The sequence below is a fragment of the Ruegeria sp. CDSC079 genome, from assembly GCF_059610505.1.
The window spans coordinates 1-25,154 of the sequence record NZ_JBXWNT010000001.1; the positions used below are offsets into that span (position 1 = coordinate 1).

At 57.6% G+C, this 25,154-nt stretch carries 25 protein-coding genes; 19 read left to right on the plus strand and 6 right to left on the minus strand.

All coding sequences use genetic code 11. The annotated features are described in order from the left end of the window. Window positions 1-175 precede the first annotated feature (175 nt). From AC2FIC_RS00005 to rpsD, 3 genes are all read left to right on the plus strand, one after another. Window positions 176-1,183 (plus strand): helix-turn-helix domain-containing protein, encoded by a 1,008-nt coding sequence (locus AC2FIC_RS00005; protein WP_496691033.1) that lies wholly within the window; start codon window positions 176-178, stop codon window positions 1,181-1,183. A 282-nt stretch (window positions 1,184-1,465) separates the two neighbouring features. Further along, entirely contained in the window at window positions 1,466-1,969 is a 504-nt protein-coding gene (locus AC2FIC_RS00010; RefSeq protein WP_282021538.1) for a hypothetical protein, read from the plus strand. A 213-nt stretch (window positions 1,970-2,182) separates the two neighbouring features. Beyond that, window positions 2,183-2,803: a 30S ribosomal protein S4 gene (rpsD, locus tag AC2FIC_RS00015; RefSeq protein WP_058279997.1), complete on the plus strand. Its 621-nt coding sequence runs from the start codon at window positions 2,183-2,185 to the stop codon at window positions 2,801-2,803. A gap of 129 nt (window positions 2,804-2,932) precedes the next feature. Here rpsD and AC2FIC_RS00020 read toward each other — a convergent pair whose 3' ends face one another. After that, window positions 2,933-3,394 (minus strand): Lrp/AsnC family transcriptional regulator, encoded by a 462-nt coding sequence (locus tag AC2FIC_RS00020; RefSeq protein ID WP_142636466.1) that lies wholly within the window; start codon window positions 3,392-3,394, stop codon window positions 2,933-2,935. 103 nt (window positions 3,395-3,497) lie between these two features. Here AC2FIC_RS00020 and AC2FIC_RS00025 point away from each other — a divergent pair, with 103 nt between their 5' ends. The 4 genes from AC2FIC_RS00025 (at window position 3,498) to AC2FIC_RS00040 (ending at window position 7,697) form a co-directional block, all read left to right on the plus strand. Further along, window positions 3,498-4,913 carry an aminotransferase class V-fold PLP-dependent enzyme gene (locus tag AC2FIC_RS00025; protein WP_496691032.1) on the plus strand — a complete coding sequence of 472 codons (1,416 nt, stop codon included), beginning with the start codon at window positions 3,498-3,500 and terminating at the stop codon, window positions 4,911-4,913. A 65-nt stretch (window positions 4,914-4,978) separates the two neighbouring features. After that, a complete protein-coding gene (gene hisC, locus AC2FIC_RS00030; protein WP_496691031.1) occupies window positions 4,979-6,064 on the plus strand; it encodes a histidinol-phosphate transaminase in 1,086 nt (361 codons plus the stop codon). Next, complete coding sequence (locus tag AC2FIC_RS00035) at window positions 6,061-6,981, plus strand: prephenate/arogenate dehydrogenase family protein (RefSeq protein ID WP_142636472.1); 921 nt, start codon at window positions 6,061-6,063, stop codon at window positions 6,979-6,981. Before hisC ends, AC2FIC_RS00035 begins: the two co-directional genes overlap by 4 nt. Beyond that, the gene (locus AC2FIC_RS00040) at window positions 6,978-7,697 is read left to right on the plus strand and encodes an extensin-like domain-containing protein (protein ID WP_496691030.1); all 720 of its coding nucleotides are present in this window, start codon (window positions 6,978-6,980) and stop codon (window positions 7,695-7,697) included. Before AC2FIC_RS00035 ends, AC2FIC_RS00040 begins: the two co-directional genes overlap by 4 nt. Here the strand turns inward: AC2FIC_RS00040 and AC2FIC_RS00045 are convergent. Continuing rightward, a complete protein-coding gene (locus tag AC2FIC_RS00045) occupies window positions 7,694-8,695 on the minus strand; it encodes a DUF2125 domain-containing protein (RefSeq protein ID WP_496691029.1) in 1,002 nt (333 codons plus the stop codon). The genes AC2FIC_RS00040 and AC2FIC_RS00045 overlap by 4 nt on opposite strands. 67 nt (window positions 8,696-8,762) lie before the next feature. Between AC2FIC_RS00045 and AC2FIC_RS00050 the strand changes: the two genes are divergently transcribed. From AC2FIC_RS00050 to AC2FIC_RS00060, 3 genes are all read left to right on the plus strand, one after another. Continuing rightward, window positions 8,763-9,293: a gamma-glutamylcyclotransferase gene (locus tag AC2FIC_RS00050; protein ID WP_496691028.1), complete on the plus strand. Its 531-nt coding sequence runs from the start codon at window positions 8,763-8,765 to the stop codon at window positions 9,291-9,293. Between the two features lie 69 nt (window positions 9,294-9,362). Continuing rightward, window positions 9,363-10,544: a biopolymer transporter ExbB gene (locus tag AC2FIC_RS00055; protein ID WP_282021534.1), complete on the plus strand. Its 1,182-nt coding sequence runs from the start codon at window positions 9,363-9,365 to the stop codon at window positions 10,542-10,544. Between the two features lie 3 nt (window positions 10,545-10,547). After that, window positions 10,548-12,227 carry a peptidoglycan -binding protein gene (locus AC2FIC_RS00060; protein WP_496691027.1) on the plus strand — a complete coding sequence of 560 codons (1,680 nt, stop codon included), beginning with the start codon at window positions 10,548-10,550 and terminating at the stop codon, window positions 12,225-12,227. 137 nt (window positions 12,228-12,364) lie between these two features. Here the strand turns inward: AC2FIC_RS00060 and clpA are convergent, their stop codons facing one another. Together clpA and gloB are read right to left on the minus strand one after the other, a co-directional pair. Beyond that, complete coding sequence (clpA, locus tag AC2FIC_RS00065) at window positions 12,365-14,689, minus strand: ATP-dependent Clp protease ATP-binding subunit ClpA (RefSeq protein ID WP_496691026.1); 2,325 nt, start codon at window positions 14,687-14,689, stop codon at window positions 12,365-12,367. A gap of 174 nt (window positions 14,690-14,863) precedes the next feature. Beyond that, a complete protein-coding gene (gene gloB, locus AC2FIC_RS00070; protein WP_496691025.1) occupies window positions 14,864-15,631 on the minus strand; it encodes a hydroxyacylglutathione hydrolase in 768 nt (255 codons plus the stop codon). 61 nt (window positions 15,632-15,692) lie between these two features. Between gloB and AC2FIC_RS00075 the strand changes: the two genes are divergently transcribed. The 7 genes from AC2FIC_RS00075 to AC2FIC_RS00105 all read left to right on the plus strand — a co-directional run bounded on the left by AC2FIC_RS00075 (window position 15,693) and on the right by AC2FIC_RS00105 (window position 22,061). Then, entirely contained in the window at window positions 15,693-16,427 is a 735-nt protein-coding gene (locus AC2FIC_RS00075; protein WP_142636487.1) for a class I SAM-dependent methyltransferase, read from the plus strand. 310 nt (window positions 16,428-16,737) lie between these two features. Then, window positions 16,738-17,298, plus strand: a complete 561-nt coding sequence (locus AC2FIC_RS00080) for a F0F1 ATP synthase subunit delta (protein WP_142636489.1) — start codon at window positions 16,738-16,740, stop codon at window positions 17,296-17,298. Continuing rightward, window positions 17,299-18,837 carry a F0F1 ATP synthase subunit alpha gene (gene atpA, locus AC2FIC_RS00085; RefSeq protein ID WP_142636491.1) on the plus strand — a complete coding sequence of 513 codons (1,539 nt, stop codon included), beginning with the start codon at window positions 17,299-17,301 and terminating at the stop codon, window positions 18,835-18,837. A 15-nt stretch (window positions 18,838-18,852) separates the two neighbouring features. Next, on the plus strand, window positions 18,853-19,728 hold the full coding sequence (locus AC2FIC_RS00090; RefSeq protein ID WP_496691024.1) for a F0F1 ATP synthase subunit gamma: 876 nt from the start codon (window positions 18,853-18,855) through the stop codon (window positions 19,726-19,728). Between the two features lie 20 nt (window positions 19,729-19,748). Then, a complete protein-coding gene (atpD, locus tag AC2FIC_RS00095; protein WP_142636495.1) occupies window positions 19,749-21,173 on the plus strand; it encodes a F0F1 ATP synthase subunit beta in 1,425 nt (474 codons plus the stop codon). A gap of 12 nt (window positions 21,174-21,185) precedes the next feature. Beyond that, entirely contained in the window at window positions 21,186-21,596 is a 411-nt protein-coding gene (locus tag AC2FIC_RS00100) for a F0F1 ATP synthase subunit epsilon (protein WP_142636498.1), read from the plus strand. Window positions 21,597-21,710: 114 nt separating this feature from the next. Further along, entirely contained in the window at window positions 21,711-22,061 is a 351-nt protein-coding gene (locus AC2FIC_RS00105) for an H-type lectin domain-containing protein (RefSeq protein ID WP_281994982.1), read from the plus strand. A gap of 14 nt (window positions 22,062-22,075) precedes the next feature. Here AC2FIC_RS00105 and rpiB read toward each other — a convergent pair whose 3' ends face one another. Together rpiB and AC2FIC_RS00115 are read right to left on the minus strand one after the other, a co-directional pair. Then, window positions 22,076-22,528 carry a ribose 5-phosphate isomerase B gene (gene rpiB, locus AC2FIC_RS00110; RefSeq protein ID WP_142636502.1) on the minus strand — a complete coding sequence of 151 codons (453 nt, stop codon included), beginning with the start codon at window positions 22,526-22,528 and terminating at the stop codon, window positions 22,076-22,078. A gap of 60 nt (window positions 22,529-22,588) precedes the next feature. Further along, window positions 22,589-23,608 carry a ribose-phosphate pyrophosphokinase gene (locus AC2FIC_RS00115; RefSeq protein ID WP_142636504.1) on the minus strand — a complete coding sequence of 340 codons (1,020 nt, stop codon included), beginning with the start codon at window positions 23,606-23,608 and terminating at the stop codon, window positions 22,589-22,591. Window positions 23,609-23,716: 108 nt separating this feature from the next. On the opposite strand from AC2FIC_RS00115, the gene AC2FIC_RS00120 reads away from it, so the two are divergent. Both AC2FIC_RS00120 and AC2FIC_RS00125 read left to right on the plus strand, forming a co-directional pair. Continuing rightward, window positions 23,717-24,319, plus strand: coding sequence for a 2-hydroxychromene-2-carboxylate isomerase (locus tag AC2FIC_RS00120; protein ID WP_496691023.1), 603 nt, complete (start codon window positions 23,717-23,719; stop codon window positions 24,317-24,319). Window positions 24,320-24,328: 9 nt separating this feature from the next. After that, entirely contained in the window at window positions 24,329-25,141 is an 813-nt protein-coding gene (locus AC2FIC_RS00125) for an alpha/beta fold hydrolase (protein ID WP_496691022.1), read from the plus strand. Window positions 25,142-25,154: the final 13 nt, after the last annotated feature.

The window sequence follows — 25,154 nt, forward strand, 5'->3', positions numbered from 1 at the left end:
TCGACAACGCATACGGCGACCGAAACCTCATCTGCACATGCCCTCCAATGGACGCTTACGAAGAAGCCGCAGAGTAAACAGACGACAACCAGATCAGCCCCCGCTCTGGCCAGGGGCTGATCCATCCCGGGCCATATGCCTTTGCCTGTGGCCCAGGCTTTTCAGCGGGGGAGACATGAAGCATTGCATCTTCGAAAATGACCAAGCCTATCTGGCTGAGCCAACCTCTGCTGCGTTCGTGCGAACCCACAACATCGATGTGATCGTGCGCGATAGTAGTGCATTTGCCTCGGCCGAGATGATCAGGGAATTTTATCATGCCCTGAGCGACCTGACCGGCGACCATTCCTATGTCGTTAATCTGCGTTTGGCTGGTGCGGGGTCCGTAGGAGGACCGCAGTACTGGACCGGAAGAGCGGCTGTTTTCTGGGGCGATTTTTCGGATTGTTGGACGTTGTCCGACGCCGAAAGAACATGGGTCTCACAAGTTCTGAACCTTTCGCCACGGACCGTTCTTGTCGGTGGTGCCGTGCTTGTGCTGGCCCAGATTAGATTGTCGGAAAAAACAGTCGCGGCCATTCACCCCAACTTCGATGCAGCAGCGCGTGAAGCAGGTTTGACCAACTGTGGTACAGGCACATATCTGGCGGCGCGCGGGCGCACGCATAGCGCGACGACACGTCTAAGTACGCTGCGTTTGTTGGCGGATTTTGTTTCGTTGGACCATGGTGAGAATATGGCAGATAACCTACGCGGGTTTATCGGCCTGTCCGAGCCCAAGCGGGACTGCGAAAGCCAGCTTGCCAATCGCTTGATCCATCGTGCGGGCGGGGATCACCTGGTTATGTCAGCGGTTGAGGCAATGCTGAATCATGTCGAAGAGCCACTCAGGATCACGGATCTTTCGAACATGGTCGGCACTTCAACCCGGCAGCTTCAGAGACGGTTTCTGAACAAGACGGGGGCAAAGCTTTTGGCCACATACCGAGAATTGCGTTTGGAACGTGCGCATAGCCTGCTGCGGTTTACGGATTTGCCACAAATCGAGATTGCCACCGCCACAGGGTTTTCGTCTACAACGTCACTGAAACGTGCTTTTCGAGACCAGTACAAGACGATGCCGGAAGATATCCGCAGCCTCCGCTTTTCCGGTGGGATGGCGGATCGGGGGCTGGTGAACTGACAGCTCGTGCAGTGTGCCGATTAGGGCGCACGCATTTGAAATCTAAATCCGCTGTGGTTGGCGAATCGAAAAAAGCCTGATCAGACCGAATGCAGGGCAGACCGATATTCGGGCTCAGTATGATCCTTTAAGTCTTTGAAACGCGGATTTCTGCATCCGGATTCTGATTCTGTTCTGCAACATTCTCGTGATTGCTGCAATTCCGTCCCTTTTCTGCCGGAATCGTCACTGATAAACCCTTGGCCATCGGGCAGTGATTTGTTGAGGGGTACGGGCGGTAAAATGAATACCGGGGTAAACGGTCGTGTTGCCATTTCATGGTCGCAGACAGAGATTGATGGGCTAGAGGCGGCGCCTCTGGCATTTTTAAATGTAGGGTCGGCCTGGTCCTGGCGCGGTCAGGCATCGATGCTGGCAGGCAGCGCTGAAGTTGTCGGGCGTAAAAACGCATTTGCATCAGGTACAATCGGGCGCGTTATTCCTGCCACGACTTTTTCGGATAATGTCGTCGGAACGCTCGAGCTTATGAACGGGGCGCAACGGTTTTCAGCGTTACTGGTCGTTTCCGATGATGATGAAAGCCCGTCGCTGGTGTTTGAAAGCGGCTGTCCTTCACGCGATCAGGAATTCTGGATCAGCGCATATACTCAGATCAAGCATCAGAGTGGTGAAGTTGCAGAGCAGGACGGAACTGTCGTCGCGTTTCATCGTAAGGCCACTCAGTTCCAGTACACTGGTGTCGCGAACCTACGCGCAACTGTAAACGGTGCCACTTTAGCGGAGTAAATCCCGTTAGTGGTGCCGTCTTTGAATCAAATTTCAGAAAGTTTCGGTTCCTTCCGTTCGGCATGTTGACTCTGCCAGCGCTACGGATATAAGCGCGGCTTCATTGGTGTTGGTGGCCCCCGCAAGGGGAGGCCTGTCATGAGGGAAACCTCAAGAGGACAACGCCCTTCATAGTGGCCTATCAGGGCCTCGACCTTAAGAAGGAGATCAGCCGTGACCAAACGCACGTCTGCCAAGTACAAAATCGACCGCCGGATGGGCGAAAACATCTGGGGTCGTCCGAAATCCCCGGTCAACCGTCGTGAATACGGCCCTGGTCAGCACGGTCAGCGCCGGAAAGGCAAACTGTCTGACTTCGGTCTGCAGCTGCGTGCCAAGCAGAAGCTGAAGGGCTACTATGGCGACCTGACCGAAAAGCAGTTCCGCCGCATCTATGCCGAAGCTGTTCGTGTCAACGGCGATACCGGTGAAAACCTGATTGGTCTGCTGGAACGCCGTCTGGACGCCGTTGTCTATCGCGCCAAATTCGTCGCGACCGTGTTCGCCGCGCGTCAGTTCGTGAACCACGGCCACGTCACAGTGAACGGCAAGCGGGTCAACATCCCCAGCTACCGTGTCAAAGAAGGCGACGTCATCGAAGTACGTGACAAGTCCAAGCAACTGGCCGTTGTTCTTGAAGCTGCTGCTCTGGCCGAGCGTGATGTTCCTGATTACATCGACGCCGACCACTCGAAAATGACCGCGACTTTCGTGCGCGCACCAGGTCTGGGCGATGTGCCTTACCCTGTCATGATGGAACCGAACCTGGTTGTCGAATTCTACGCGAAGAACTAATCTTCGCCGAAATCGAAATTCGAAAGGCCGCGCGGTTGCGCGGCCTTTTTCGTTTTAGGGGACTCTGCCCCCAATCACGACCAGCCGCGATGCCCCCCGAGCAATTTTTTTGGCCAAATAAAGAGCAGATCAGATTGGCAAGGGTCGTCCTTCTGCAATTGCCTCCATCGCGAAATATGAGGTTACGCTGTCCAGCTCGACTTTTTCGATGAGGCGTTGATAGACCTTGTCGTACGAAGCCATATCCTGCGTAACAACCTTGAGCTGATAGTCGTAGTCGCCGCCAATGCGGTGGAAGTCCACGACCTCTGGTATCGTCAGAACATGCCTGCGAAAGGCCTGTAACCACTCGGCCGAGTGGTGCCGCGTACGCAGCATGACGAAGACTACAAGGCTTAGCCCTAGTTTTTCGCGCGCGATTTGCGCCGTCGATCCGATGATGACGCCCTGATCATTCAGGGCCTTCAGCCGACGCCAGCAGGCGTTTTGCGACAGCCCGATGCGGTCGGCCAGTTCTCGTTGGGACAGCGTAGCGTCGGTTTGCAATTCACGCAGCAGGCGGTGGTCAATATGATCTAGATTTTTTGACATTCCAAATCATATGACACATGATTTATGAAAACCATCTAAAAATATGCATTATATACACAACACATATCAATCATATTTGTTGGGAAACTTCGGAGTCCATATAATGACACTTTCCCAATTTCGTTCTGACATTGAAGCTGCTGTTCGTAGCGACACGTTGCGCGATGGCTTAATCGGCGAGAATGTTATGATCCCGGGGCTGCGCGGGGACATACCTTTGGTTTACGCGGATTATGTTGCGTCGGGCCGCGCATTGAAGCAGGTCGAGGATTTTGTGGCCGCTCATGTGTTGCCGTTTTATGCCAACAGCCACACCGAGGCGTCTTATTGCGGGGCCTACATGACCCGACTGCGGCGCGAGGCCCGTGTGGAAATCTCCCGGATTGTTGGCGCCGGGGAAAATGATGCGGTGATCTTTACGGGATCGGGCGCTACAGCGGGTCTCAACCGGCTGGTCAATCTGTTGGGGATCGAGGCCGCAGCACGACCAGTGGTAATGATCGGCCCATATGAGCACCATTCGAACATCCTGCCGTGGCGGGAAAGCAAAGCGCTGGTGATTGAAATCCCCGAAGCATCCGAAGGGGGTGTCGATCTGTCGGCTTTAGAGCGTGCCTTGGTTGAAAACGCAGACTCGGATCTGATCATCGGGTCATTTTCGGCCGCTTCGAACGTGACGGGCATAATCACTGATCCCGACCCGGTTACGCGGCTGCTTAAGGCTAATGGTGCTGTAGCGGTTTGGGATTATGCGGGCGGTGGGCCTTATCTGCCAATGGAAATGGGCCCGGCGGATGCGCGCAAGGATGCGATCGTGGTCTCTCCTCATAAATTTGCCGGTGGACCCGGCGCGTCTGGTGTATTGATCGTCAATCAAAACGTTGTGCAGCGAACATGCCCCAGCTGGCCCGGTGGTGGCACTGTGAGTTTCGTGTCCCCTTGGGGGCATGACTACAGCGCCGATCTTGCAACGCGCGAAGAGGCGGGAACGCCGAATGTCATAGGCGACATCCGTGCCGCGTTGGCTTTCATGGTCAAGGATGCGGTTGGCGCAGACGAAATCGCAAGGCGCGAGGCGCTTTATAACCAGATGGCATTGGAAGGGTGGGGAGATAACCCAGGTCTGACCTTGTTGGGCGCGGACAATCCACATCGGTTGCCGATTTTTTCCTTTCTTGTTCATGACAGTAAAGGTCAGCCGGTGCACCAGCAGTTATTCACCCGGATGCTGAGTGATGTTTATGGCATTCAAGCGCGGGGCGGGTGTGCTTGTGCCGGGCCCTATGCCCATCGGTTGCTGGGTATTGATCGTGCAGCCTCGGAGCAGTTGCATGCGGCGCTAGGTGCTGGTGAAGAGTTGAAAAAACCCGGTTGGGTGCGTCTGAACTTTTCATATCTGATGTCCCAAGAGACTGTCCGCTTCATCATCGACAGCGTCAATGACCTGTCCCGGCGGACCGAAGAATTTACCCCCTTTTACGACGCCGACCCGGCGACAGCCCGCTTCAAGGCGGCATAAGGGAATTGCCGCTTTTCTCAACGCTTTGAGACGGGTATGAGGGGCTTCTAAATACGGAGCCTCTTATGACCCAGATCACCCCTCAACCCGGCATTATGGACATCGCGCTTTATCAGGGCGGCCAGTCGAAGGTGGCGGGGGTCGACCATGTGATCAAGTTGAGCTCGAACGAAAACCCCTTTGGCCCTAGCCCCAAAGCGATCGAAGCAGTGCGTGACAGTGCGGCCACCCTGAACCGGTATCCCAGTACAGATCACGCCAGTCTGCGTAAGGCCATTGGCGAACGCCACGGGCTGGACCCGGCGCGAATTATCTGCGGCGTGGGCAGTGACGAGGTGCTGCAATTCGTGGCACAGGCTTATGCCGGTCCGGGGGATGAGGTTATCTATACCGAACACGGATTTTCGATGTACCCGATCATCGCTCGGATGGCGGGGGCAACTCCGGTGATGGTGCCTGAAACCGATCGTCACGTGGATGTGGACAACATTCTTGCCGCTGTGACTGACCAGACCCGGATCGTGTTCGTGACCAATCCGGGCAATCCGACATCGACCATGATCCCCGAGGCTGATCTTATCCGACTGGCCGAAAACTTGCCGCAGACCTGTCTGATGGTGATTGATGGCGCCTATGCCGAGTTTGTCGAAGGGTTCGACGGAGGCCGCGCTCTGGTGGATCGGTTCGAGAATGTGATCATGACGCGGACCTTTTCCAAGATCTATGGACTGGGCGGGATGCGGGTCGGTTGGGGCTATGCGGCGCAAGAGATCATTGATGTGCTGAACCGGGTACGCCAGCCCTTTAACCTGTCGCTGACTGCGTTGGCCGCTGCCGAAGCCGCCATAAAGGACGAAGAGTACCTGACCTTTTGCCACAGCGAAAATGCACGCTTGCGGGTTTGGCTTTCGGCCCAGTTGTCCAAAATCGGCGTATCTTCGGATGCGTCCAGCACCAATTTTATTCTCGCCCGCTTTAAGGATCAGGCCGAGGCCGAAGCGTGCGACGATTACCTCAAGACACAGGGTTTGATCGTGCGCCGCGTGGCGGGATATAACCTGCCAAATGCTCTTCGGATCACGGTTGGGGACGAGGAGGCTTGTCGCCGTGTCGTTGCGGCCATAACCGCTTTCAAAGGGGGCGCCGCATGAGCCAGGTATATGACCGCGTTGCGCTGATCGGGTTGGGCCTGATCGCATCGTCGATGTTCTGGGCGATTAAACGTGCTGGATTGGCCGCCGAAGTAACCGGCTATGCCCGGTCCGAGGCCACGCGTGACACCGCGCGCAAGATTGGCCTATGCGACCGGATCTGTGACACCGCGCAAGAGGCCGTTGAGGGTGCAGACCTTGTGGTTCTGTGCGTGCCTGTTGGCGCGATGGGCGCGGTAGCGCAGGAGATTGCGCCTGCCCTGAAGTCGGGCGCGACCGTGTCAGATGTGGGTTCGGTCAAGCGGCATGTCATTCAAGATGTCTCACCTCACATCCCGCAGGGTGTTCATTTCATCCCCGCGCATCCGCTGGCCGGGACCGAGCATTCCGGCCCTGAATCCGGATTTGCCGAGCTGTTCGATAATCGGTGGTGCCTATTGGTGCCGGTAGAGGGCTCGGACCCGGAGGCCGTTGCGCGACTACGCTCATTGTGGACGGGTTTGGGTTCGAATGTTGATGAGATGGATGCCGATCACCATGATCTGGTTCTTGCAGTGACATCCCATGCGCCACACCTTATCGCCTATACGATGGTCGGCGTAGCGGATGATCTGCGCCGTGTGACCGATAGCGAGGTCATCAAATACTCGGCCGCGGGCTTTCGGGATTTCACCCGGATCGCGGCCTCGGACCCGACTATGTGGCGCGATGTGTTTCTGACCAACAAGGATGCGACGCTAGAGATATTGGGGCGTTTCACTGAAGAACTGTTTGCGCTGCAGCGGGCCATTCGTACAGGTGACGGCGATCAGCTGTTCGATTATTTCACGCGCACACGTGCGATCCGGCGCGGGATCATTGATGCCGGGCAGGATACGGACGCGCCGGATTTTGGTCGCGGGAATACCAACCCATGAGGCGCGGCTGGAGCGGTCTGTCGATTGGGTGGTTGGTACTTGGTGCCACAATGGGGAATGCAACGCCATCTGAACACCTGTTGACCCCCGATGACCAACCGGTTCTGGCCTTTGCCGCTCCGGTCGGGATGCAGCCAGAGTTGCAGCCGAATGCGCTGGTACAGCAGGTGCTGTTCAAAAAGCGTAAACTGCGCAAAACATCGGTCTGCGGGAATATCGAAATTCAGGGCAAGCCGGTGGGTAATGTTCCCGGCAAGATCAAAGCCTGCGGGATCAAAGAAGCGGTACAGATCACCTCAGTTTCTGGTGTGGCGCTTAGCCGTCCGTCCACCATGGATTGCGGCACAGCAATTGCGCTGAACCAATGGGTCGAGAAAAGCGTGAAGCCCACCTTCAAAAGGCGCGGTCCCGTTGTCGAACTGCAGGTCGCGGCCCACTACGCATGCCGAACGCGCAACAACCGCAAGGGTGCGCGGATATCGGAACACGGTAAAGGCCGGGCCATAGACATATCAGGTTTCAAGATGGCGAATGGCGAGGTTGTGACCGTTCTGAACGGTTGGCGCAAGAACCCGTCAAAGAAGCAACTGACCAAGATCTGGCGCGCCGCCTGCGGGCCGTTCGGAACGGTACTTGGCCCGAATGCGGACCGGTATCACCGGGATCATTTTCACTTGGACACAGCCCGGTATCGCCGTGGCCCGTACTGCCGTTAACGCAGGATCAACCGCGGGGCCGGACCAAGGGGTAGCGGGCCAAGCGCCACATAGCCCTCACGGAAGTTCAACTGCAGATCCAGCGCATCGGGATTGCCTCCCAGACCGGCCATGAATTTCAGCGCACGCGTTACCGGATCAACGGCCTGATCGGGCAGAGCCCCAGCGGCGTTGGCCATGGCGATCATCTCGCGCCAGTTTTCGGCCTTGATCGAGATCTCGCCTGTTGGGATGCCCTGATCGTCCACATCCAGCTCTCCGGCTGCAAACAAGCGTAGTGCACCCCATTTCATCTCGGCCAGACGCAGGGCGATCCGGGTGGGCTGAGGCCGGCTTTGCTCCAACGCGGATCGGTCCCAGGGTTTGTCAAAGGTGGCGACCATGTCCAATTCCAGCGCATCGAATGTCTGGGGCAGTGTGGTGGCGGAATGCATCATGGCGCGCAGATCATCGCCGGGGGAAAAGCCGTCGATCCGTGCGCTGATCGCATAGGCTTGAGGATTTTCGGTTTGCTCCATCACCAGACCAAGCGTGGTTCCCGCTGCTAGCAAATCAGCATCATTGGCAACGGACCATGGTCCGGCAGTCAGAGACATTTTCTCTAGCATCAGCGCGACACCAGGTTGCAACTGCAGCTCGGCCTGCAGGTCAGCTGCAACGATGGTCGACGTTTGATCGAAATAGGACAGCAGCTGCGGCGTTTCCGCGAAACGCAGAACTTGCCGACCCGGCCAGATCGCGGGGCTTTGGAATTCGATCCAGTCGGCGCTCCAGGCGGTGCCGTTGACCGGGTCGGCCAGTGCGGGGCTGTTCAGTCGGGTGACGTGGTTGAACGGATAGCCTGCTGTGGCTACGTCCGAAAAATCGGCCAGCCAGCCTCTTTCTTGTTGGTTGTCGAACCATGTTGTGATCGCGTTGCGCAATCCATATCCGGCGACGAACCAATAGGCGCTCCAGATCGCAGTGATGAAAATGACTACTCGTATTAGCCCGCGCATTGCTAATGGCCCTTTTTCCCGCCTTGAAATTGATGTTTATAGGCGCAAACGGGCAAGGACCAGTGCTATGACGATGTGGGTTTTCGGATATGGGTCGCTGCTGTGGAATCCCGGCTTTCCCGTGTCCCGCAGCGAACGCGCAACCCTGAATGGATATGCGCGGTCTTTCTGCATGAGTTCGATTCATCACCGCGGAACCGAAGAGAAACCCGGCCTTGTTCTGGCGTTGGATGAACAGCAAGACACCCTGTGCAAAGGTCTGGCCCTCGCCGTCGAAGCAGGCCACGAAGAGCGTACCTTGCATGAACTGCGCGAGCGCGAGCTGATCTCGTCGGCCTATGTCGAAAAGATGCTGGATGTGCATTTGGAAACGGACGAGGTCGTAACGGCAGTCACCTATGTTATCGACGCAGATCACGTGCAGTATTGCGGGGGCATGCCGTTGGAAGACCAGGCGCAGATCATTGCCCATGCTGTTGGCGGGCGTGGTCCAAATACCGAATACCTTTATAACACTGCTGAACATCTGACCGAGATTGGTCTGCGTGATCCCGATCTTGAGTGGTTAGCGCAACGGGTGCGAAGCATTACCTCATAAACCCTTGGCGTCACCGGCAGATTTTCGGTAGATTCGCGTCAGAGCAGAAAAGAACCGGGAAAAACGCGCATGGCGCAGGCACAACAGGGCGCGAGACCGCATTTCTCGCAACCCATTCGTCAGATCGTAACGATGCTTGTGGCGATCGGCTTGGCTGGTATGGGCATCTTCATGGCGCTGCCTTACGTTTTGCCGGTTTTCTATGCAAACCCGTATCTGAACGGTTTTATCCTTCTGGTATTTTTCGTCGGCGTAATTGCCTGTTTTTATCAGGTGACACAGTTGATCGGTTCGGTGCGCTGGATCGAGTCCTTCGTTGGTGGCGTTGTTCATGAGGACGCGCGCACGCCTCAGCTTTTGGCACCGCTGGCGTCGCTGCTGCGGGACCGGGGTGCGCGGTCGCAGATCAGTTCCAGTTCGACCCGGTCTATTTTGGATTCGGTGGCCGAAAGGGTCGAGGAAGAGCGTGAGATCACGCGTTATATCACCAATGTTCTGATCTATCTTGGGCTTTTGGGAACGTTTTTTGGTTTGGCCACGACGGTCCCCGCTATTGTCGACACGATCCGCAGTCTCAATCCGCAGGATGGCGAAGAAGGGCTGGCGGTGTTCAATCGCCTGATGGTTGGCCTTGAAACCCAACTGCAGGGAATGGGCGTGGCCTTTGGGTCTTCGTTGCTGGGCCTTGCCGGATCGCTGATTGTGGGGTTGCTGGAACTGTTCGCGGGCCACGGGCAGAACCGGTTTTATCGAGAGCTCGAAGAATGGTTGTCCTCGATCACCCGTGTCGGCTTTGCAGCAGGCGATGACGGCAGCAGCACCGAACTGGCGGTTCTGACACCGGTTCTGGATGCAATGTCCGAACAGATGAACGCCCTGCAGGACTTGTTTTCGGCGCAGGAAACCGACCGGGCCGAGCTGTCGGGCAAGCTGGGGCATCTTGTCGGCGCAATCGGAGATATGAACCAGCGTCAGTCTGAGACCGAGAATGTCACCGCTGCGCTGGAACGTGTCGCACTGGGGCAGGACGCTCTGCTGGATCATCTGCGGGAACAGGGGACCAGCGAAGGAATAGACGCAGAAAGCCGCATGCGCCTGCGCTCGATGGATGTTCAGTTGCTGCGTATCCTCGAAGAAATTTCTGCAGGCCGCCAAGAAAGCATGAGCGAGCTGCGCAAGGACATCGAACTGTTGGTCAAAGCTCTTACATTGCCCAGAGGCGCCGTTCGAACCGCTCCGGAAGGAGAGTAATCCATGGCTCTGTCCCGTCGCACAGGTCAGCGGTTTCAGGGGTCGGTCTGGCCGGGTTTCGTGGATGCGATGACCGGGCTGTTGATGGTTCTGACCTTTGTGTTGACCATCTTCATGGTGGTGCAATTCGTGCTGCGCGAGACGATTTCGGGGCAAGAGGATGAACTGACCGCTCTGTCCGGCGAAGTGGCGGCCCTTGCCGGTGCGCTTGGGTTGGAAGAACGGGAAAACAGCCGCCTTCAGGCCCGGTTAGGGGCGCTGAATGCGACCCTGACGCAGGCCGAGGAAGATCTGGCGCAGGCGGAAACCAGGATCACGTCATTCGAAGCACAGGTCGCATCTCTGTTGGCCGATCAAGAGCGGTCGCTGGGGGTTATCGCCTCACTGGAATCTGAGCGTTCGGAATTGCTGAATGAACAAGAGGCCCTGAACCTGGCCCTTGCCCAAAGTCGTGCCGAGGTCGATGCCCAGGCCGAGGCCGCCCGGCTTGATGCTGCCCGCCGCGAAGCGCTTGAAGCGTTGGTGGCGGATCTGGAACAAAATGAGGCCGCGCAGGCCGCATTGGTCACCGAGCTTGAAGGCCAGCTTGACGCCGAAGAGGCCGCGCGCCTGGCCGAAGCTGCGGCTGCCGATAACCTGCGCAATCGTCTGCAGGACGCGGATGCGGAACTGACCGCTATGACGCTGGCTCTGGAAGCGCAACGCAAGCAAGCCGAAGAAACCCTGACCCTGTTGGCCGCTGCGCAAGCTGCCAAGGCTGAGCTCGAGCGGCAATTTGGTGAACTTGATAGTCAGGAGTTGCAGGCCCAGCTGCAAGCGGCATTGGCCGCCCAAACCGACGCTCTGACAGCGGAGCAGATACAGCGTACATTGGCCGAAGAACGCGCAGCCTTGCTGGCCGTTGCGCGTGAGGCAATCTCTGCCGAGAAAGCCGTTTCAGCAAAGGCGCAGCGTCAGACTGCCTTGCTAAACCAGCAGATGGCAGCCCTGCGCGAGCAGTTGGGTGGATTGCAGGCCTTGCTGGACGATTACGAAGACCGCAACGCCGCCGCTGATATTCGTATTCAAACATTGGGTCAGGATCTGAACGCCGCACTCGCCCGCGCCGCCTCGGAAGAGCGTCGTCGTCGTCTGTTGGAAGAGGCCAAGCGCGCCCGGCTTGAGGCCGAGGCCGAGGCTCTTTCGGGTCAGAACCAAGAACTTACGGCGCAGGCCGAGGATCTTCAGCGATATCGCTCGGAATTCTTCGGTCGGTTGCGCGATGTGCTGGGTAGTCAGGAAGGCGTTCGGATCGAAGGCGATCGGTTTGTGTTCTCGTCCGAAGTACTGTTCGATACAGGATCAGCAGTGCTGTCGCCCAAGGGTCAGCTTGAGATCGCCAAGGTGGCCAATATACTGCGCAGTGTCGCGGCTGAAATTCCCGAAGGCCTGAACTGGGTTATTCGCGTGGACGGCCATACCGACAATGTCCCGCTGGCCGGAACTGGCCGCTATCGGGACAACTGGGAGCTTAGCCAGGGACGCGCCTTGTCGGTTGTCCGTTATATGGTCGATGCGCTGGGTATTCCACCGCAACGTCTGGCGGCCAATGGCTTTGGTGAATTCCAACCCTTCAACCCCGCAAACACCCCAGAAGCGCGCGCTCAGAATCGCCGGATCGAATTGAAGCTGACCGAGCGCTGATTGCAGCAAGTAAGGCCCATTGTCAGAGTTGGGTGGTTTTCCGGGCGCCCCTGAGATTTTCTTTTGAGACAGGTGACTCAGCTCGGGCAAGAAAAAAGCCCGGCGTAGAAGCCGGGCTTTGATTTGATGCGCTGCTTTTAATCTGCAGTCAGAAGCGGGGGTTTGTCGCCAGGGATGCGCGGTTGATCGGGGCCAAAAATGTCCAGATCCAGCTCTCCCTTCTTGACCGAGACGCGAACGACACCGCCCTTGGCCAGCTTGCCGAACAGCAGCTCCTCGGCCAGAGGTTTCTTGATGTGTTCCTGAATGACGCGTCCCAATGGGCGTGCGCCCATCTTGTCGTCATAGCCTTTGTCGGCCAGCCATTCGGCGGCTTTTGGCGTCAGGTCGATGGTCACATTGCGGTCCAGTAGCTGCGCTTCGAGCTGCAGCACGAACTTCTCGACCACCTGCAGGATGACCTCTTTCGGCAGCGGCGCGAAGGAAATGACAGCATCCAGACGGTTGCGGAATTCCGGCGTGAACATACGTTCGATCGCGGCGGTATCCTCACCTTCGCGGCGGTCCCGGGCAAAGCCGATGGCCGCCTTTGCCTGTTCTTGCGCCCCCGCATTCGAGGTCATGATCAGCACCACGTTGCGGAAGTTCACCGTGCGACCATTGTGGTCGGTCAGCTCTCCGTGGTCCATCACTTGCAGCAGGATGTTGAACACGTCCGGGTGGGCTTTTTCAATCTCATCCAGCAGCAGAACGCAATGCGGATGCTGGTCGACGCCATCAGTCAGCAAACCGCCTTGGTCGAACCCGACATAGCCCGGAGGCGCACCGATCAGGCGGCTGACCGCGTGTTTCTCCATGTATTCCGACATATCAAAACGCAGCAGTTCCACTCCCAGCGTATCCGCCAGCTGTTTCGCGACCTCGGTCTTACCCACACCGGTTGGGCCAGCAAACAGATAGTTGCCGATGGGCTTTTCCGGCTCGCGCAGACCGGCGCGCGCCAGTTTGATGGCGCTGGACAGCGCCTCAATCGCCACGTCTTGCCCGAAGACCACCCGTTTGAGCGACTTTTCAAGGTCTTTTAGAACCTCGGCATCGTCCTTGGTGACGTTCTTGGGTGGAATCCGGGCGATCTTGGCAACAACGGCCTCAATCTCTTTGACACCGATGGTCTTGCGGCGCTTGCTTTCAGCAACCAGATGCTGGGCCGCACCGGCTTCGTCGATCACGTCGATCGCCTTGTCGGGCAGCTTGCGGTCATTGATGTAGCGTGCTGACAACTCGACCGCGGTTTTAATCGCGTCGGCTGTATATTTGATCTCGTGATGCTTTTCGAAATAGGGCTTCAGACCGCGCAGGATCTTTACGCTGTCCTCGACCGAAGGTTCGTTCACGTCAATCTTCTGGAACCGGCGGCTGAGCGCGCGATCCTTTTCGAAATGCTGGCGAAACTCTTTGTAGGTGGTCGAACCCATAGTGCGCAGTTTTCCACCCTGCAGGGCCGGTTTCAGCAGGTTCGAGGCATCCATTGCCCCGCCCGAGGTGGCACCGGCACCGATGACGGTGTGGATTTCATCAATGAACAGAACCGCGTCTGGGTGATCCTCAAGCTCGGTCACGACCGCTTTCAGGCGTTCTTCGAAATCACCGCGATAGCGGGTGCCCGCCAGCAATGCACCCATATCCAGCGAATAGATGGTGGTTTCTGACAGGACATCGGGGGCCTCGCCAGAGATGATCTTAAATGCCAGCCCCTCTGCGATTGCGGTTTTGCCAACGCCCGGATCACCGACCAGAAGCGGGTTGTTCTTGCGCCGGCGGCATAGCACCTGAATGCAGCGCTCAACCTCATCGGCACGACCGATCAGCGGGTCTATATCGCCTGCTCGCGATTTCGCGTTCAGGTCGATGCAGTATTTCCCCAGCGCGCTTTCTTTTTGCTCGCCATCGGCAGTGTTGGCCGGAGATTCCTCTTCCGCCTGATCCGCGCCCGATACCGAACGGCTTTCGCCGTAGGCCGGGTCCTTGGCCACACCATGGGCGATGAAATTCACCGCATCGTACCGGGTCATATCCTGTTCCTGCAGGAAATAGGCTGCGTTGCTTTCGCGTTCGGCAAAGATTGCGACCAGAACATTCGCCCCGGTCACTTCGGTCCGGCCCGAACTTTGAACATGGATCGCAGCGCGCTGGATCACACGTTGGAAAGCGGCTGTCGGTACAGCCTCGGACCCGTCAATATCGGTGACAAGGTTCGATAGGTCTTCGTCGATGAATTCCACCAGAGTGCTGCGCAATTCGTCAAGATCGACGCTGCAGGCTTTCATCACGCGGATCGCATCGGGCTCTTCCAACAATGCCAGAAGCAGATGCTCCAGCGTTGCGAATTCATGTCGCCGTTCATTCGCAGCCGCCAGGGCCGCGTGGATGGCTTGTTCTAGTGTGCTCGAGAATGAAGGCACGCGGGTGCTCCTCTGTCTTGGGTCAGAAGGGGGCGGGCTGAAGGCCGGATCCCCATCCCAACCATGTCCTCATACTATTAGAGTTTGGTTGATCAGAGCCCGGCTTCAAGGGTTTTCTTGCTCTTGACAGTCACATTTGTTGTGACCGTGGCTGTGAAGTAGGTGAAATAGGTATCAAAACCGATCTTTTCTAGCCCTGATTTCAGCAAAAATTTTGGCTGGTTCGGCTCCTGCCATACCCAGATGCGCCTGAATCGCCGGGTCAGCAGCGCGCAGGAAGGGGTTAGTGGCCTTTTCCAGCGCCAGAGTGGAGGGAACTGTAGGCTGTTGGGCGGTTCGGGTGCTGTCAATTTCTGCGACGCGTTTCTGCAGCGCAGAATTTCCTGGATCGACGGTGAGAGCGAATTTGGCGTTGGACTGCGTGTATTCGTGCCCTGAACAAACCAGCGTGTCATCCGGCAAGGCGCTCAGTTTACACAGCGATTCCCACATCTGCGGTGCGGTGCCTTCAAACAGGCGTCCACAACCCATTGCCATCAGGCTGTCGGCGGTAAAGACCACCGCGCTTTGCGGCATGTGAAAGGCGATATGACCAAGAGTATGCCCCGAAACGTCCAGAACAAGGACGGGTTCCCCGCCGATTTCAAAACTGTCGCCGTCATTGACCTGTTGATCCAAGGGGGGCAGGCGATGTGCGTCGGCTGCAGCGCCGATCACCGTCGCCGGGTGCTGTTCCAAAATGGCCGGCAACCCGTCGACATGGTCGAAATGGTGATGCGTGAGCAACACATGAGACAAGCCCCAGCCACGTCGTTCCAGTTCTGACAGAATCGGGTCGCTTTCGGGCGCGTCGATTAATGCGGTGTTGCCGCTAACCGCGTCATGCGCCAGAAATGCGTAGTTATCGCTGAGACATGGGATGGTGACGATCTCAAGAGGCATGGCCTTTTGCCCTTTCGTTGCTAGACTGCGCTCAGCTAATCCGATTGGCCAGGTGTCCGCAATGCATCTTGATGTGCAGGATCTGAGGAATTTCTACTACCGCAGCACTCTTGGTCGTGCGGCGCAGGCGGCCATTCGTGGGCGAATGATTGATCTGTGGCCCGAGGCCAAAGGTCAAACCGTCGTAGGGTTTGGCTTTGCTGTGCCGTTGTTGCGGCCCTACCTGAAAGATGCGCGCCGCGTCATCGGGCTGATGCCCGGGCCGCAGGGGGTGATGCCCTGGCCTGCGGGAATGCCCAACGTATCTGTTTTGACGGAAGAGACCTTGTGGCCGATTGAAACAGGCCATGTGGACAAGCTGGTGGTGATGCATGGACTTGAAACGTCACAACGTCCCGCCGAATTGCTGGCGGAATGCTGGCGTGTGCTTGGTCCCGGTGGACGGGCGCTTTTTATCGTACCGAACCGTGCGGGGCTGTGGTCACGGACCGATCGAACGCCATTTGGATTCGGGCGCCCTTATTCTGCCTCGCAGTTGGAAAGTCAGCTAAGAGCGCATCACTTTATGACGGATAACTATTGTTCCGCCTTGTATTTGCCTCCGTCCTTCCGTCGGTTCTGGTTGAAATCCGGCAGCCTGATAGAGAAAACTGGCCAGCGCTTGCCGACGATCATGGCAGGCGGCGTTCTGATGGTTGAGGCGACAAAGCAAATCAGACCGCCCAGCGGAACCGTCACCAAAGCGACAGGGCGCCGTCAGATCAAGGCGCTGGATGGCCTGCTCAAGCCAGCCTAGCGCAACGCCGGTACTAGCTTCCATCATAAGGCCGAAACACGCGAAAATGGCTGCAGGAATCGCAAAACCTTGCGGTTTGGTAACATTTTTCACCCTCATCAGCCGTATAAAAGGGTCGCACCCAAGCTAAGTATCTGAAATAGAACGCTTTGTGGATAAGGTGCCCATGGTGATAATATGTTGCTAGCTGGGTTTACCTCTGCTACATCCCCGTTGATTTTGATCCCCGGCCTTATGGACGGGGTTTCTTCACGCCCCCGGGTAGCTGCCGCAACGCGAATTCGGGGCCCAAAATATCGGAAGGGTGGACGTGTCCGAACCAGCTTCGATTTCCACAGGCATCGCCGAGCGCTATGCCACAGCGATTTTTGAGATCGCTAAAGAGAATAAAGACCTCGCAGGTCTGGAAACCGGAATCAACGATCTGGCAGCAGCATTGGGCGACAGTGCCGATCTGCGCGACCTGATCGCCTCGCCTCTGGTTTCGCGCGCTGAACAAGAAGGCGCGATTACAGCGATTGCCGACAAGATGGGTCTGAACGCCATCCTGCGCAACACGCTGGGTCTGATGGCGCAGAAACGCCGTCTGTTCGTTGTGCCGCAACTGGTGCAGGTTCTGCGCGACATGCTGGCCGAAGAGCGTGGCGAAGTGACCGCCGATGTCGCCTCGGCCAAGGCGCTGACTAAGACACAGATGGATAAACTGTCCAAAACGCTGTCCGAGCGTGTGGGCAAGACCGTGACAATAAATGCGACCGTTGATGAAAGCCTCATCGGCGGTCTTGTCGTTAAAGTGGGCTCGAAGATGATCGACAGCTCGATCCGCTCCAAGCTCAACTCCCTACAGAATGCAATGAAAGAGGTCGGATAAATGGGAATCCAAGCTGCAGAGATTTCTGCAATCCTGAAGGACCAGATCAAGAATTTTGGTCAGGAAGCCGAAGTGGCCGAAATCGGTCGCGTGCTAAGCGTCGGTGACGGGATTGCCCGTGTATACGGCCTGGACAATGTGCAAGCCGGTGAGATGGTCGAATTCCCCGGTGGCATCATGGGCATGGCGCTGAACTTGGAAAGCGACAACGTCGGTGTTGTTATCTTTGGTTCTGACCGTGACATCAAAGAAGGTGACACTGTTAAGCGCACCAACTCGATCGTGGACGTGCCGATCGGCAACGGTCTTCTGGGTCGTGTTGTTGACGGCCTGGGCAACCCGCTGGACGGCAAGGGTCCGATCGAATCCACCGAGCGCGGCGTTGCAGACGTCAAAGCGCCGGGCATCATCCCGCGTAAATCGGTTCACGAGCCGATGGCAACCGGCCTGAAATCGGTCGACGCGATGATCCCGATTGGTCGTGGCCAGCGAGAGCTGATCATTGGTGATCGTCAGACCGGTAAAACTGCCGTTGCTCTGGACGCGATCCTGAACCAGAAAGTGTACAACGAAGCAGCAGGCGACGACGAGTCCAAGAAGCTGTACTGCGTTTATGTGGCCATCGGCCAAAAGCGTTCGACCGTTGCTCAGCTGGTGAAGAAACTGGAAGAATCCGGTGCGATTGAATATTCGATCGTTGTGGCCGCAACCGCGTCCGATCCGGCGCCGATGCAGTTCCTGGCACCTTATGCCGCGACCGCGATGGCTGAGTTCTTCCGTGACAATGGCCGCCACGCGCTGATCATCTATGATGACCTGTCGAAACAGGCCGTGTCTTATCGTCAGATGTCGCTGCTGCTGCGCCGTCCGCCCGGACGTGAAGCCTATCCTGGCGACGTTTTCTATCTCCACTCCCGCCTGCTGGAGCGTTCGGCGAAGTTGAACGAAGATTTTGGCGCGGGCTCGCTGACGGCTCTGCCGGTTATCGAAACCCAGGGTGGCGACGTTTCGGCGTTTATTCCGACCAACGTGATCTCGATTACCGACGGCCAGATCTTCCTTGAAACCGAGCTGTTCTATCAGGGTATCCGTCCTGCTGTGAACACCGGTCTGTCGGTTTCGCGTGTGGGCTCCTCGGCTCAAACCAACTCGATGAAGTCGGTTGCCGGCCCGGTTAAGCTGGAACTGGCTCAGTACCGTGAAATGGCTGCCTTTGCGCAGTTCGGTTCCGACCTTGACGCCGCAACCCAGCAGCTGCTGAACCGTGGTGCGCGTCTGACCGAGCTGATGAAACAGCCGCAGTACTCACCGCTGACCAACGCTGAAATCGTATGCGTCATCTTCGCCGGCACCAACGGTTACCTCGACAAGATCGACGTCACCGATGTTGGCCGCTATGAAGCTGGCCTGCTGGCGCATCTGCGTGGCAAGCACGCGGATCTGCTTCAGTGGATCACGGACGAGGACCCCAAGATCAAGGGCGACGCTTCCGACAAGATCAAGGCTGCGCTGGACGAATACGCCGCAACCTTCGCTTAAGGGAGAGGCGGGCACATGCCAAATCTTAAGGATCTAAAAAACAGGATCGAGTCGGTCAAATCGACCCGCAAGATCACCAAGGCCATGCAGATGGTCGCGGCCGCAAAACTGCGCCGCGCCCAGGAATCTGCCGAAGCCTCGCGCCCCTATGCCGCACGGTTCAATGCCGTGATGGCGGGGCTGGCGGCATCGGTCGGGGGCAGCGACAGCGCCCCCAAGCTGCTCCGTGGTACGGGCAGTGATGATGTCCATCTGCTGGTTGTGATGACAGCTGAACGCGGCCTGTGTGGCGGCTTCAACTCGAACATCGCCAAGCTGGCCCGCGCCAAGGCTTACGAGCTGAAGGCAAAGGGCAAGACGGTCAAAATTCTGACCGTTGGCAAAAAAGGTCGTGATGCAATCAAGCGCGACTTTGGCGACCTGTTCGTGGGCCATGTCGATCTGAGCGAGGTCAAGCGTCTGGGCTATACCAACGCGCAGGACATCGCAAAAGACGTCCTGTCCCGTTTCGACGCGGGTGAATTCGACGTTGCCACGATCTTCTACTCGAAGTTCGTCAACGTCGTAAGCCAGACCCCGACGGCACAGCAGATCATCCCTGCCTCATTCGAGGATGTCGAAGGGGACGACAGCGGCGCGGTCTTTGATTACGAGCCCAGCGAAGAGGCCATCCTGGCCGATCTGCTGCCCAAGGCGGTTGCGACTGCGATCTTCTCGGGACTGCTTGAAAACGGGGCCTCGGAACAGGGTGCACGGATGTCCGCGATGGACAACGCGACACGCAACGCGGGTGAGATGATCGACAAGCTGACGATCCAGTTCAACCGTTCGCGTCAGGCCGTGATCACCAACGAGCTGATTGAAATTATTTCCGGCGCCGAAGCGCTGTAGAGACAAACCGGAGACGAAACATGGCGAATGCAAAAGGCAAAGTCACTCAGATTATCGGGGCCGTCGTCGACGTGCAGTTCGATGACGCACTGCCTGAAATTCTGAACGCGCTGGACACCACCAACAACGGCAAGAAGCTGGTTTTGGAAGTGGCACAGCACCTGGGCGAAAACACTGTCCGCACCATTGCGATGGACGCGACAGAAGGTCTTGTACGTGGTGCCGAAGTCACGGACACCGGCGCACCGATTGCGGTTCCAGTCGGCAACGCGACCCTGGGCCGTATCCTGAACGTTGTGGGCGAGCCCATCGACGAAAAAGGCCCCGTGGAAACCACCGAAACGCGCTCCATCCACCAGGACGCGCCGGATTTCGCGGATCAGGCCACTGAATCCGAAGTTCTGGTGACCGGCATCAAGGTTGTTGACCTGCTGGCCCCTTACGCCAAAGGCGGTAAGATCGGCCTGTTCGGCGGCGCCGGTGTTGGCAAAACCGTTCTGATCATGGAACTGATCAACAACATCGCCAAAGTGCACTCTGGCGTGTCCGTGTTCGCCGGTGTTGGTGAGCGGACCCGTGAAGGCAACGACCTATATCACGAGATGATTGAATCCGGCGTTATCGTTCCCGACAAGCTGGAAGATTCGAAAATCGCGCTGGTTTACGGCCAGATGAACGAGCCTCCGGGAGCCCGTATGCGGATCGCTCTGTCGGGTCTGACCCTGGCGGAACAGTTCCGTGATGCAACCGGTGCCGACGTTCTGTTCTTTGTCGACAACATCTTCCGCTTTACGCAGGCGGGTTCCGAGGTTTCGGCTCTGCTGGGTCGTATTCCTTCGGCGGTGGGCTATCAGCCGACACTGGCGACCGACATGGGCGCGATGCAGGAACGCATCACCTCGACCAAGTCCGGCTCGATCACGTCGGTTCAGGCCGTCTATGTTCCTGCGGATGACTTGACCGACCCTGCGCCGGCCACCTCGTTTGCACACCTGGACGCGACAACCGTTCTGAACCGTGCGATCTCGGAAAAGGGTATCTACCCTGCCGTTGACCCGCTCGACTCGACCTCGCGTCTGCTCGACCCGGCCATCGTCGGTGAAGAGCATTATACCGTTGCGACTGACGTTCAGCAGATCCTTCAGCGCTATAAGTCGCTGCAGGACATCATCGCGATCCTCGGCATGGACGAACTGTCGGAAGAAGACAAACTGACCGTGGCCCGTGCCCGTAAGATTGAACGCTTCCTGTCGCAGCCGTTTGACGTGGCCGAAGTCTTCACTGGCTCGCCTGGTGTTCAGGTTCCTCTGGATGTCACCATCGCGTCGTTCAAGGCCGTTGTGGCCGGCGAATACGATCACCTGCCCGAGGCAGCCTTCCTGATGGTTGGCGGCATCGATGAAGTGATCGCCAAAGCGGAAAAGATGGCCGCAGAAGCCGCCTAAGGAGCACACCTGATGGCAAACACGATGCACTTTGACCTCGTCAGCCCCGAGCGGAGCCTTGCTTCGCTCGCGGTGACTGCGGTCCAGCTTCCCGGCGCGGACGGGGACATGACGGCGATGCCCGATCATGCCCCCACCATCACCACGTTGCGCCCCGGCCTGCTAAAGGTCGAGGCACCCGAAGGGTCCAGCGAATACCTGGTCACCGGCGGGTTTGCCCAGATCAATGGCGACAGCATGTCGGTTCTGGCCGAAAAGGCCATTCCGGTCTCTGAAGTGACCCGCGCGCATCTGGACGATCTGATCGCCGAGGCACGTGCGTCGCATGACGCGGCCAAAGGCGGCGACGATCAATCAGTCGTCGACGATGCGGCCAAGCTGCTGGCCGATATGGAAGCTCTTGGGACACATATGAGCCTGTAAGTTTCAGGACATATAGATTTAGAAACGGCCCTGCCTGTGCGGGGCCGTTTTTTTGTGGTGATTTTGGATGAAGGGCGGTCTAAGGTTCCGTAATTCTTTATAAAAGACGACAAAATGCAGACTTTTAGTACCCATCCGATTGGTATCGACCAAGGCGAAGTTGTGCTGTTCTCCGACTTCGCAGATGGCGGTGACATGTGGACAGGCGAGGGGCCGCGCGAACGACGCTCGGACATTGAATTCAGCCAGCCATACCGTTCCGCGCCTGTTGTACAGATCAGCGTGTCACTGTGGGATGTTGATACATCTTCGGCATTGCGTGCCGAGGTCAAGGCCGAGGACATCACGCCCGTGGGATTTTCTGCGGTGTTCCGTACCTGGTCGGATACCCGCATCGCGCGCATCCGAATATCTTGGACAGCGTTCGGCGAGGTGCCGCATGAGGATGACTGGGATATTCTGTGAAGCCAGCCTTGGGTTTAGGACTCGTCCGATGCCTCTATCATGGCGACCCGGTGTGCATGCCGTCCGCCTTCGAATTCGGCTGACAGGAACGCATCCACTATATCCAGCGCCTGACCCTCACCCACGACTCGGGCGCCGACAGACAGCATGTTGGCGTCGTTATGCTGGCGGATCATGCGTGCGGAAAAGGCATCCGAGCAGACACCGCAGCGAATGCCGGGGACCTTGTTGGCCGCCATCATGATACCTTGACCCGTTCCACACAGAACGATGCCAAGCTGACAATCCCCGGAAGCCACTGCTTGGGCGGCGGCTTTGCCATGAACAGGGTAATGGGTGCTCTCAGGTGTCTTGGGGCCGATATCGACGACGTCCCATCCCTGGGCCGCAATATGAGAGGCAACCGCCTGGCGTAATTCGATAGCTGCGTGGTCGCTGGATAGAACAATGCGTTTTGAGGCTGTCACGGTAAACTCCGACCTGTATTGCAGAAAGAAAAGAGGCGGCCCTTGGTCCGCCGCGTTCGATCAATCCCTATGATACATCGACTCGTAGATCGGCGTCAGGGTCTTATCCTCGAACAGTGACGATACACTGGTGCCGTTCCAGATATTCAGGATCGCCTGCGTAAAGATCGGGGCTGTGGGCACGATGCGGATGTTCTTGGCCTTGGTAATTTCTTCTGTCGGCTGGATCGTGTCGGTCAGCACCAGAGATTTCATCACCGAATTGGTCACGCGTTCGACCGCAGGGCCGCTCATGACGCCGTGTGTGATGTAGGAATGAACTTCTTTCGCACCATTATCCAGCAGTACTTGCGCCGCTTTGCAAAGAGTACCGGCCGTGTCGCACATGTCGTCCACGATCAAACAGATCTTGTCTCTGACATCGCCAATTACGGTCATCTCAGCGACTTCGCCGGCTTTTTCGCGGCGTTTGTCCACGATCGACAGCGGGGCGTTGATCCGCTTGGCCAACTCGCGCGCCCGGGCCACGCCGCCCACATCGGGCGAAACGACCATAATCTCGTCGAGGCTGTCCTTGAACTGATGTTTCACATCCAGCGCAAAGATCGGCGAGGCATAAAGGTTGTCGACAGGCATGTCGAAGAACCCCTGAATCTGCGCTGCGTGCAGATCCATGGTCAGGATACGCTCGATCCCGGCGCCAGTCAGCATGTTGGCCACCAGCTTGGCGCTGATCGGTGTGCGGGCCTTGGTGCGGCGGTCCTGGCGGGCATAGCCGAAATAGGGGATCACGGCGGTAATCCGTTGGGCCGACGAACGGCGCAGCGCATCAGCAATGATGAGTAGCTCCATCAGATTGTCATTGGCCGGGTTCGAGGTGGGCTGGACGATGAACATATCTTCGCCGCGCACGTTCTCGAACACTTCGACAAAGATTTCACCGTCGTTAAACCGTTCGACCCGGGCATCGACCAGACCCTGATCGACGCCGCGATACAGGCTCATTCGGCGTGCAATGGATTCGGCAAGCGGAAGATTAGCGTTCCCAGCGATTAACTTGGGTTCGTGAAGTGTCGGCATCGGCTGAGGTCCCCGGGCAGCAATGGCAAATGTGACAGATTCGTGATGTTGACACCGCTTAGCATGGCCTTACCGTCCAGCAAAGATAACGCTGCGGAGAAAGTGAACATGGCCCAAATTGACTACTATTTTGCGACACTCTCGCCATACACCTACCTGGCCGGACTGCGCCTGGAGGAGATTGCGGCCAAACATGGTGCGACAATCAACTACAAGCCGCTTGATATCGTCGCCCTGTTCGGACGCACGGGAGGTGTTCCGCCCAAGGACCGCCATATCTCGCGCATCGAATACCGGACACAAGAAATGCAGCGACAGTCAAAAAAGCTGGGTATGGCGTTCAACCTGCAACCGGCCCATTGGCCCACCAATGCGGCGCCGTCCTCATACGCGATCATCGCCGCCATTCAGGACGGGTCAGGGGAGGTGGGGCAGCTGGTGCATTCCTTTGTGCGCGCCTGCTGGGCCGAGGAAAAGGACATCGCGCAGGACGACGTGATCCGCGCTTGCCTGGCTGACGCTGGGTTTTCCCCGGATCTGGCCGTTAGCGGCTTGCTGCTCGGGGCTGAGACCTATACCGCCAATCTGGAAGAAGCCGTGGAACGCGGGGTTTTTGGAGCTCCGTTCTATATAACGGAAGACGATCAGCGGTTCTGGGGCCAAGACAGGTTGGACGATCTGGACGGGCATCTGGCCGGGCTGAAGGGATAGGACAACATAATGGCCGTTGCGCAGAACCTGCATGTCACGCGGCTGGGGCAGGGTGATCGCCCTGTGCTGGCCTTGCATTGTACCATTGCTCATTCCGGGGTCTGGGCAGGCCTAGCCGCGGCGATGAAAGGGCAGGCAAGTTTTATTGCACCGGATATGCTGTCCCATGGGCGCAGCCCGGACTGGGATCGCCAGGGGGATCTGTATGACCGGCTGACCGAAGCCACACTTGAACATTTGACCGAGCCGATGGACGTGGTCGGGCATTCTTTTGGCGCGGCGATTGCATTGCGGCTGGCGGTCGAGCACCCAACATTGGTTCGCAGTGTCGTACTGATCGAACCGGTGTATTTTGCGGTGGCACAGCAGGATGCCCCGGACCTTGTGGCGGAATACGCGCATGTTGCCCAACCCTGTATGGACGCGCTTGCGGCAGGCGACGAACCTCTGGCGGCAAGGCTGTTCAACCGGTTGTGGGCTGGAGATAGGGGACCGCGTTGGTCAGACATGCCCGAAACTGCACGTGCAGGGATGGTGCGTGGAATTCATCTGGTATCCGAGGTCGAAAACGAACTGATAATGGATTCCAAAGGCTTGCTACGGCCCGAACGGATCGCACACGCCAATATGCCGGTATTGCTGCTGCATGGCGCGCTCACCCACCCAGTGATGGTCGCGATAAACTCTGGATTGAAATCCCGTCTTCCAATGGCCGAAAGCGCCGTGATCGAAGGGGCAGGGCATATGGCTCCGATCTCTCACCCGACAGAGACCGGCGCTCTGATCGAGGCTTTTTGGAACAGACTGCCTGCCACTGCCTGAAGCTTCGGGCGCG

Coding starts and splice junctions, on each gene's coding strand:
- AC2FIC_RS00035 (WP_142636472.1), top strand. CDS start 6,061: ATGAGCCAGGTATATGACCGCGTTGCGCTGATCGGGTTGGGCCTGATC.
- atpD (WP_142636495.1), top strand. CDS start 19,749: ATGGCGAATGCAAAAGGCAAAGTCACTCAGATTATCGGGGCCGTCGTC.
- AC2FIC_RS00055 (WP_282021534.1), top strand. CDS start 9,363: ATGGCGCAGGCACAACAGGGCGCGAGACCGCATTTCTCGCAACCCATT.
- AC2FIC_RS00115 (WP_142636504.1), bottom strand. CDS start 23,608: ATGCCGACACTTCACGAACCCAAGTTAATCGCTGGGAACGCTAATCTT.
- AC2FIC_RS00040 (WP_496691030.1), top strand. CDS start 6,978: ATGAGGCGCGGCTGGAGCGGTCTGTCGATTGGGTGGTTGGTACTTGGT.
- AC2FIC_RS00045 (WP_496691029.1), bottom strand. CDS start 8,695: ATGCGCGGGCTAATACGAGTAGTCATTTTCATCACTGCGATCTGGAGC.
- AC2FIC_RS00105 (WP_281994982.1), top strand. CDS start 21,711: ATGCAGACTTTTAGTACCCATCCGATTGGTATCGACCAAGGCGAAGTT.
- gloB (WP_496691025.1), bottom strand. CDS start 15,631: ATGCCTCTTGAGATCGTCACCATCCCATGTCTCAGCGATAACTACGCA.
- AC2FIC_RS00020 (WP_142636466.1), bottom strand. CDS start 3,394: ATGTCAAAAAATCTAGATCATATTGACCACCGCCTGCTGCGTGAATTG.
- AC2FIC_RS00100 (WP_142636498.1), top strand. CDS start 21,186: ATGGCAAACACGATGCACTTTGACCTCGTCAGCCCCGAGCGGAGCCTT.
- AC2FIC_RS00060 (WP_496691027.1), top strand. CDS start 10,548: ATGGCTCTGTCCCGTCGCACAGGTCAGCGGTTTCAGGGGTCGGTCTGG.
- AC2FIC_RS00125 (WP_496691022.1), top strand. CDS start 24,329: ATGGCCGTTGCGCAGAACCTGCATGTCACGCGGCTGGGGCAGGGTGAT.
- AC2FIC_RS00120 (WP_496691023.1), top strand. CDS start 23,717: ATGGCCCAAATTGACTACTATTTTGCGACACTCTCGCCATACACCTAC.
- AC2FIC_RS00005 (WP_496691033.1), top strand. CDS start 176: ATGAAGCATTGCATCTTCGAAAATGACCAAGCCTATCTGGCTGAGCCA.
- atpA (WP_142636491.1), top strand. CDS start 17,299: ATGGGAATCCAAGCTGCAGAGATTTCTGCAATCCTGAAGGACCAGATC.
- AC2FIC_RS00050 (WP_496691028.1), top strand. CDS start 8,763: ATGACGATGTGGGTTTTCGGATATGGGTCGCTGCTGTGGAATCCCGGC.
- AC2FIC_RS00025 (WP_496691032.1), top strand. CDS start 3,498: ATGACACTTTCCCAATTTCGTTCTGACATTGAAGCTGCTGTTCGTAGC.
- AC2FIC_RS00075 (WP_142636487.1), top strand. CDS start 15,693: ATGCATCTTGATGTGCAGGATCTGAGGAATTTCTACTACCGCAGCACT.
- hisC (WP_496691031.1), top strand. CDS start 4,979: ATGACCCAGATCACCCCTCAACCCGGCATTATGGACATCGCGCTTTAT.
- AC2FIC_RS00010 (WP_282021538.1), top strand. CDS start 1,466: ATGAATACCGGGGTAAACGGTCGTGTTGCCATTTCATGGTCGCAGACA.
- AC2FIC_RS00090 (WP_496691024.1), top strand. CDS start 18,853: ATGCCAAATCTTAAGGATCTAAAAAACAGGATCGAGTCGGTCAAATCG.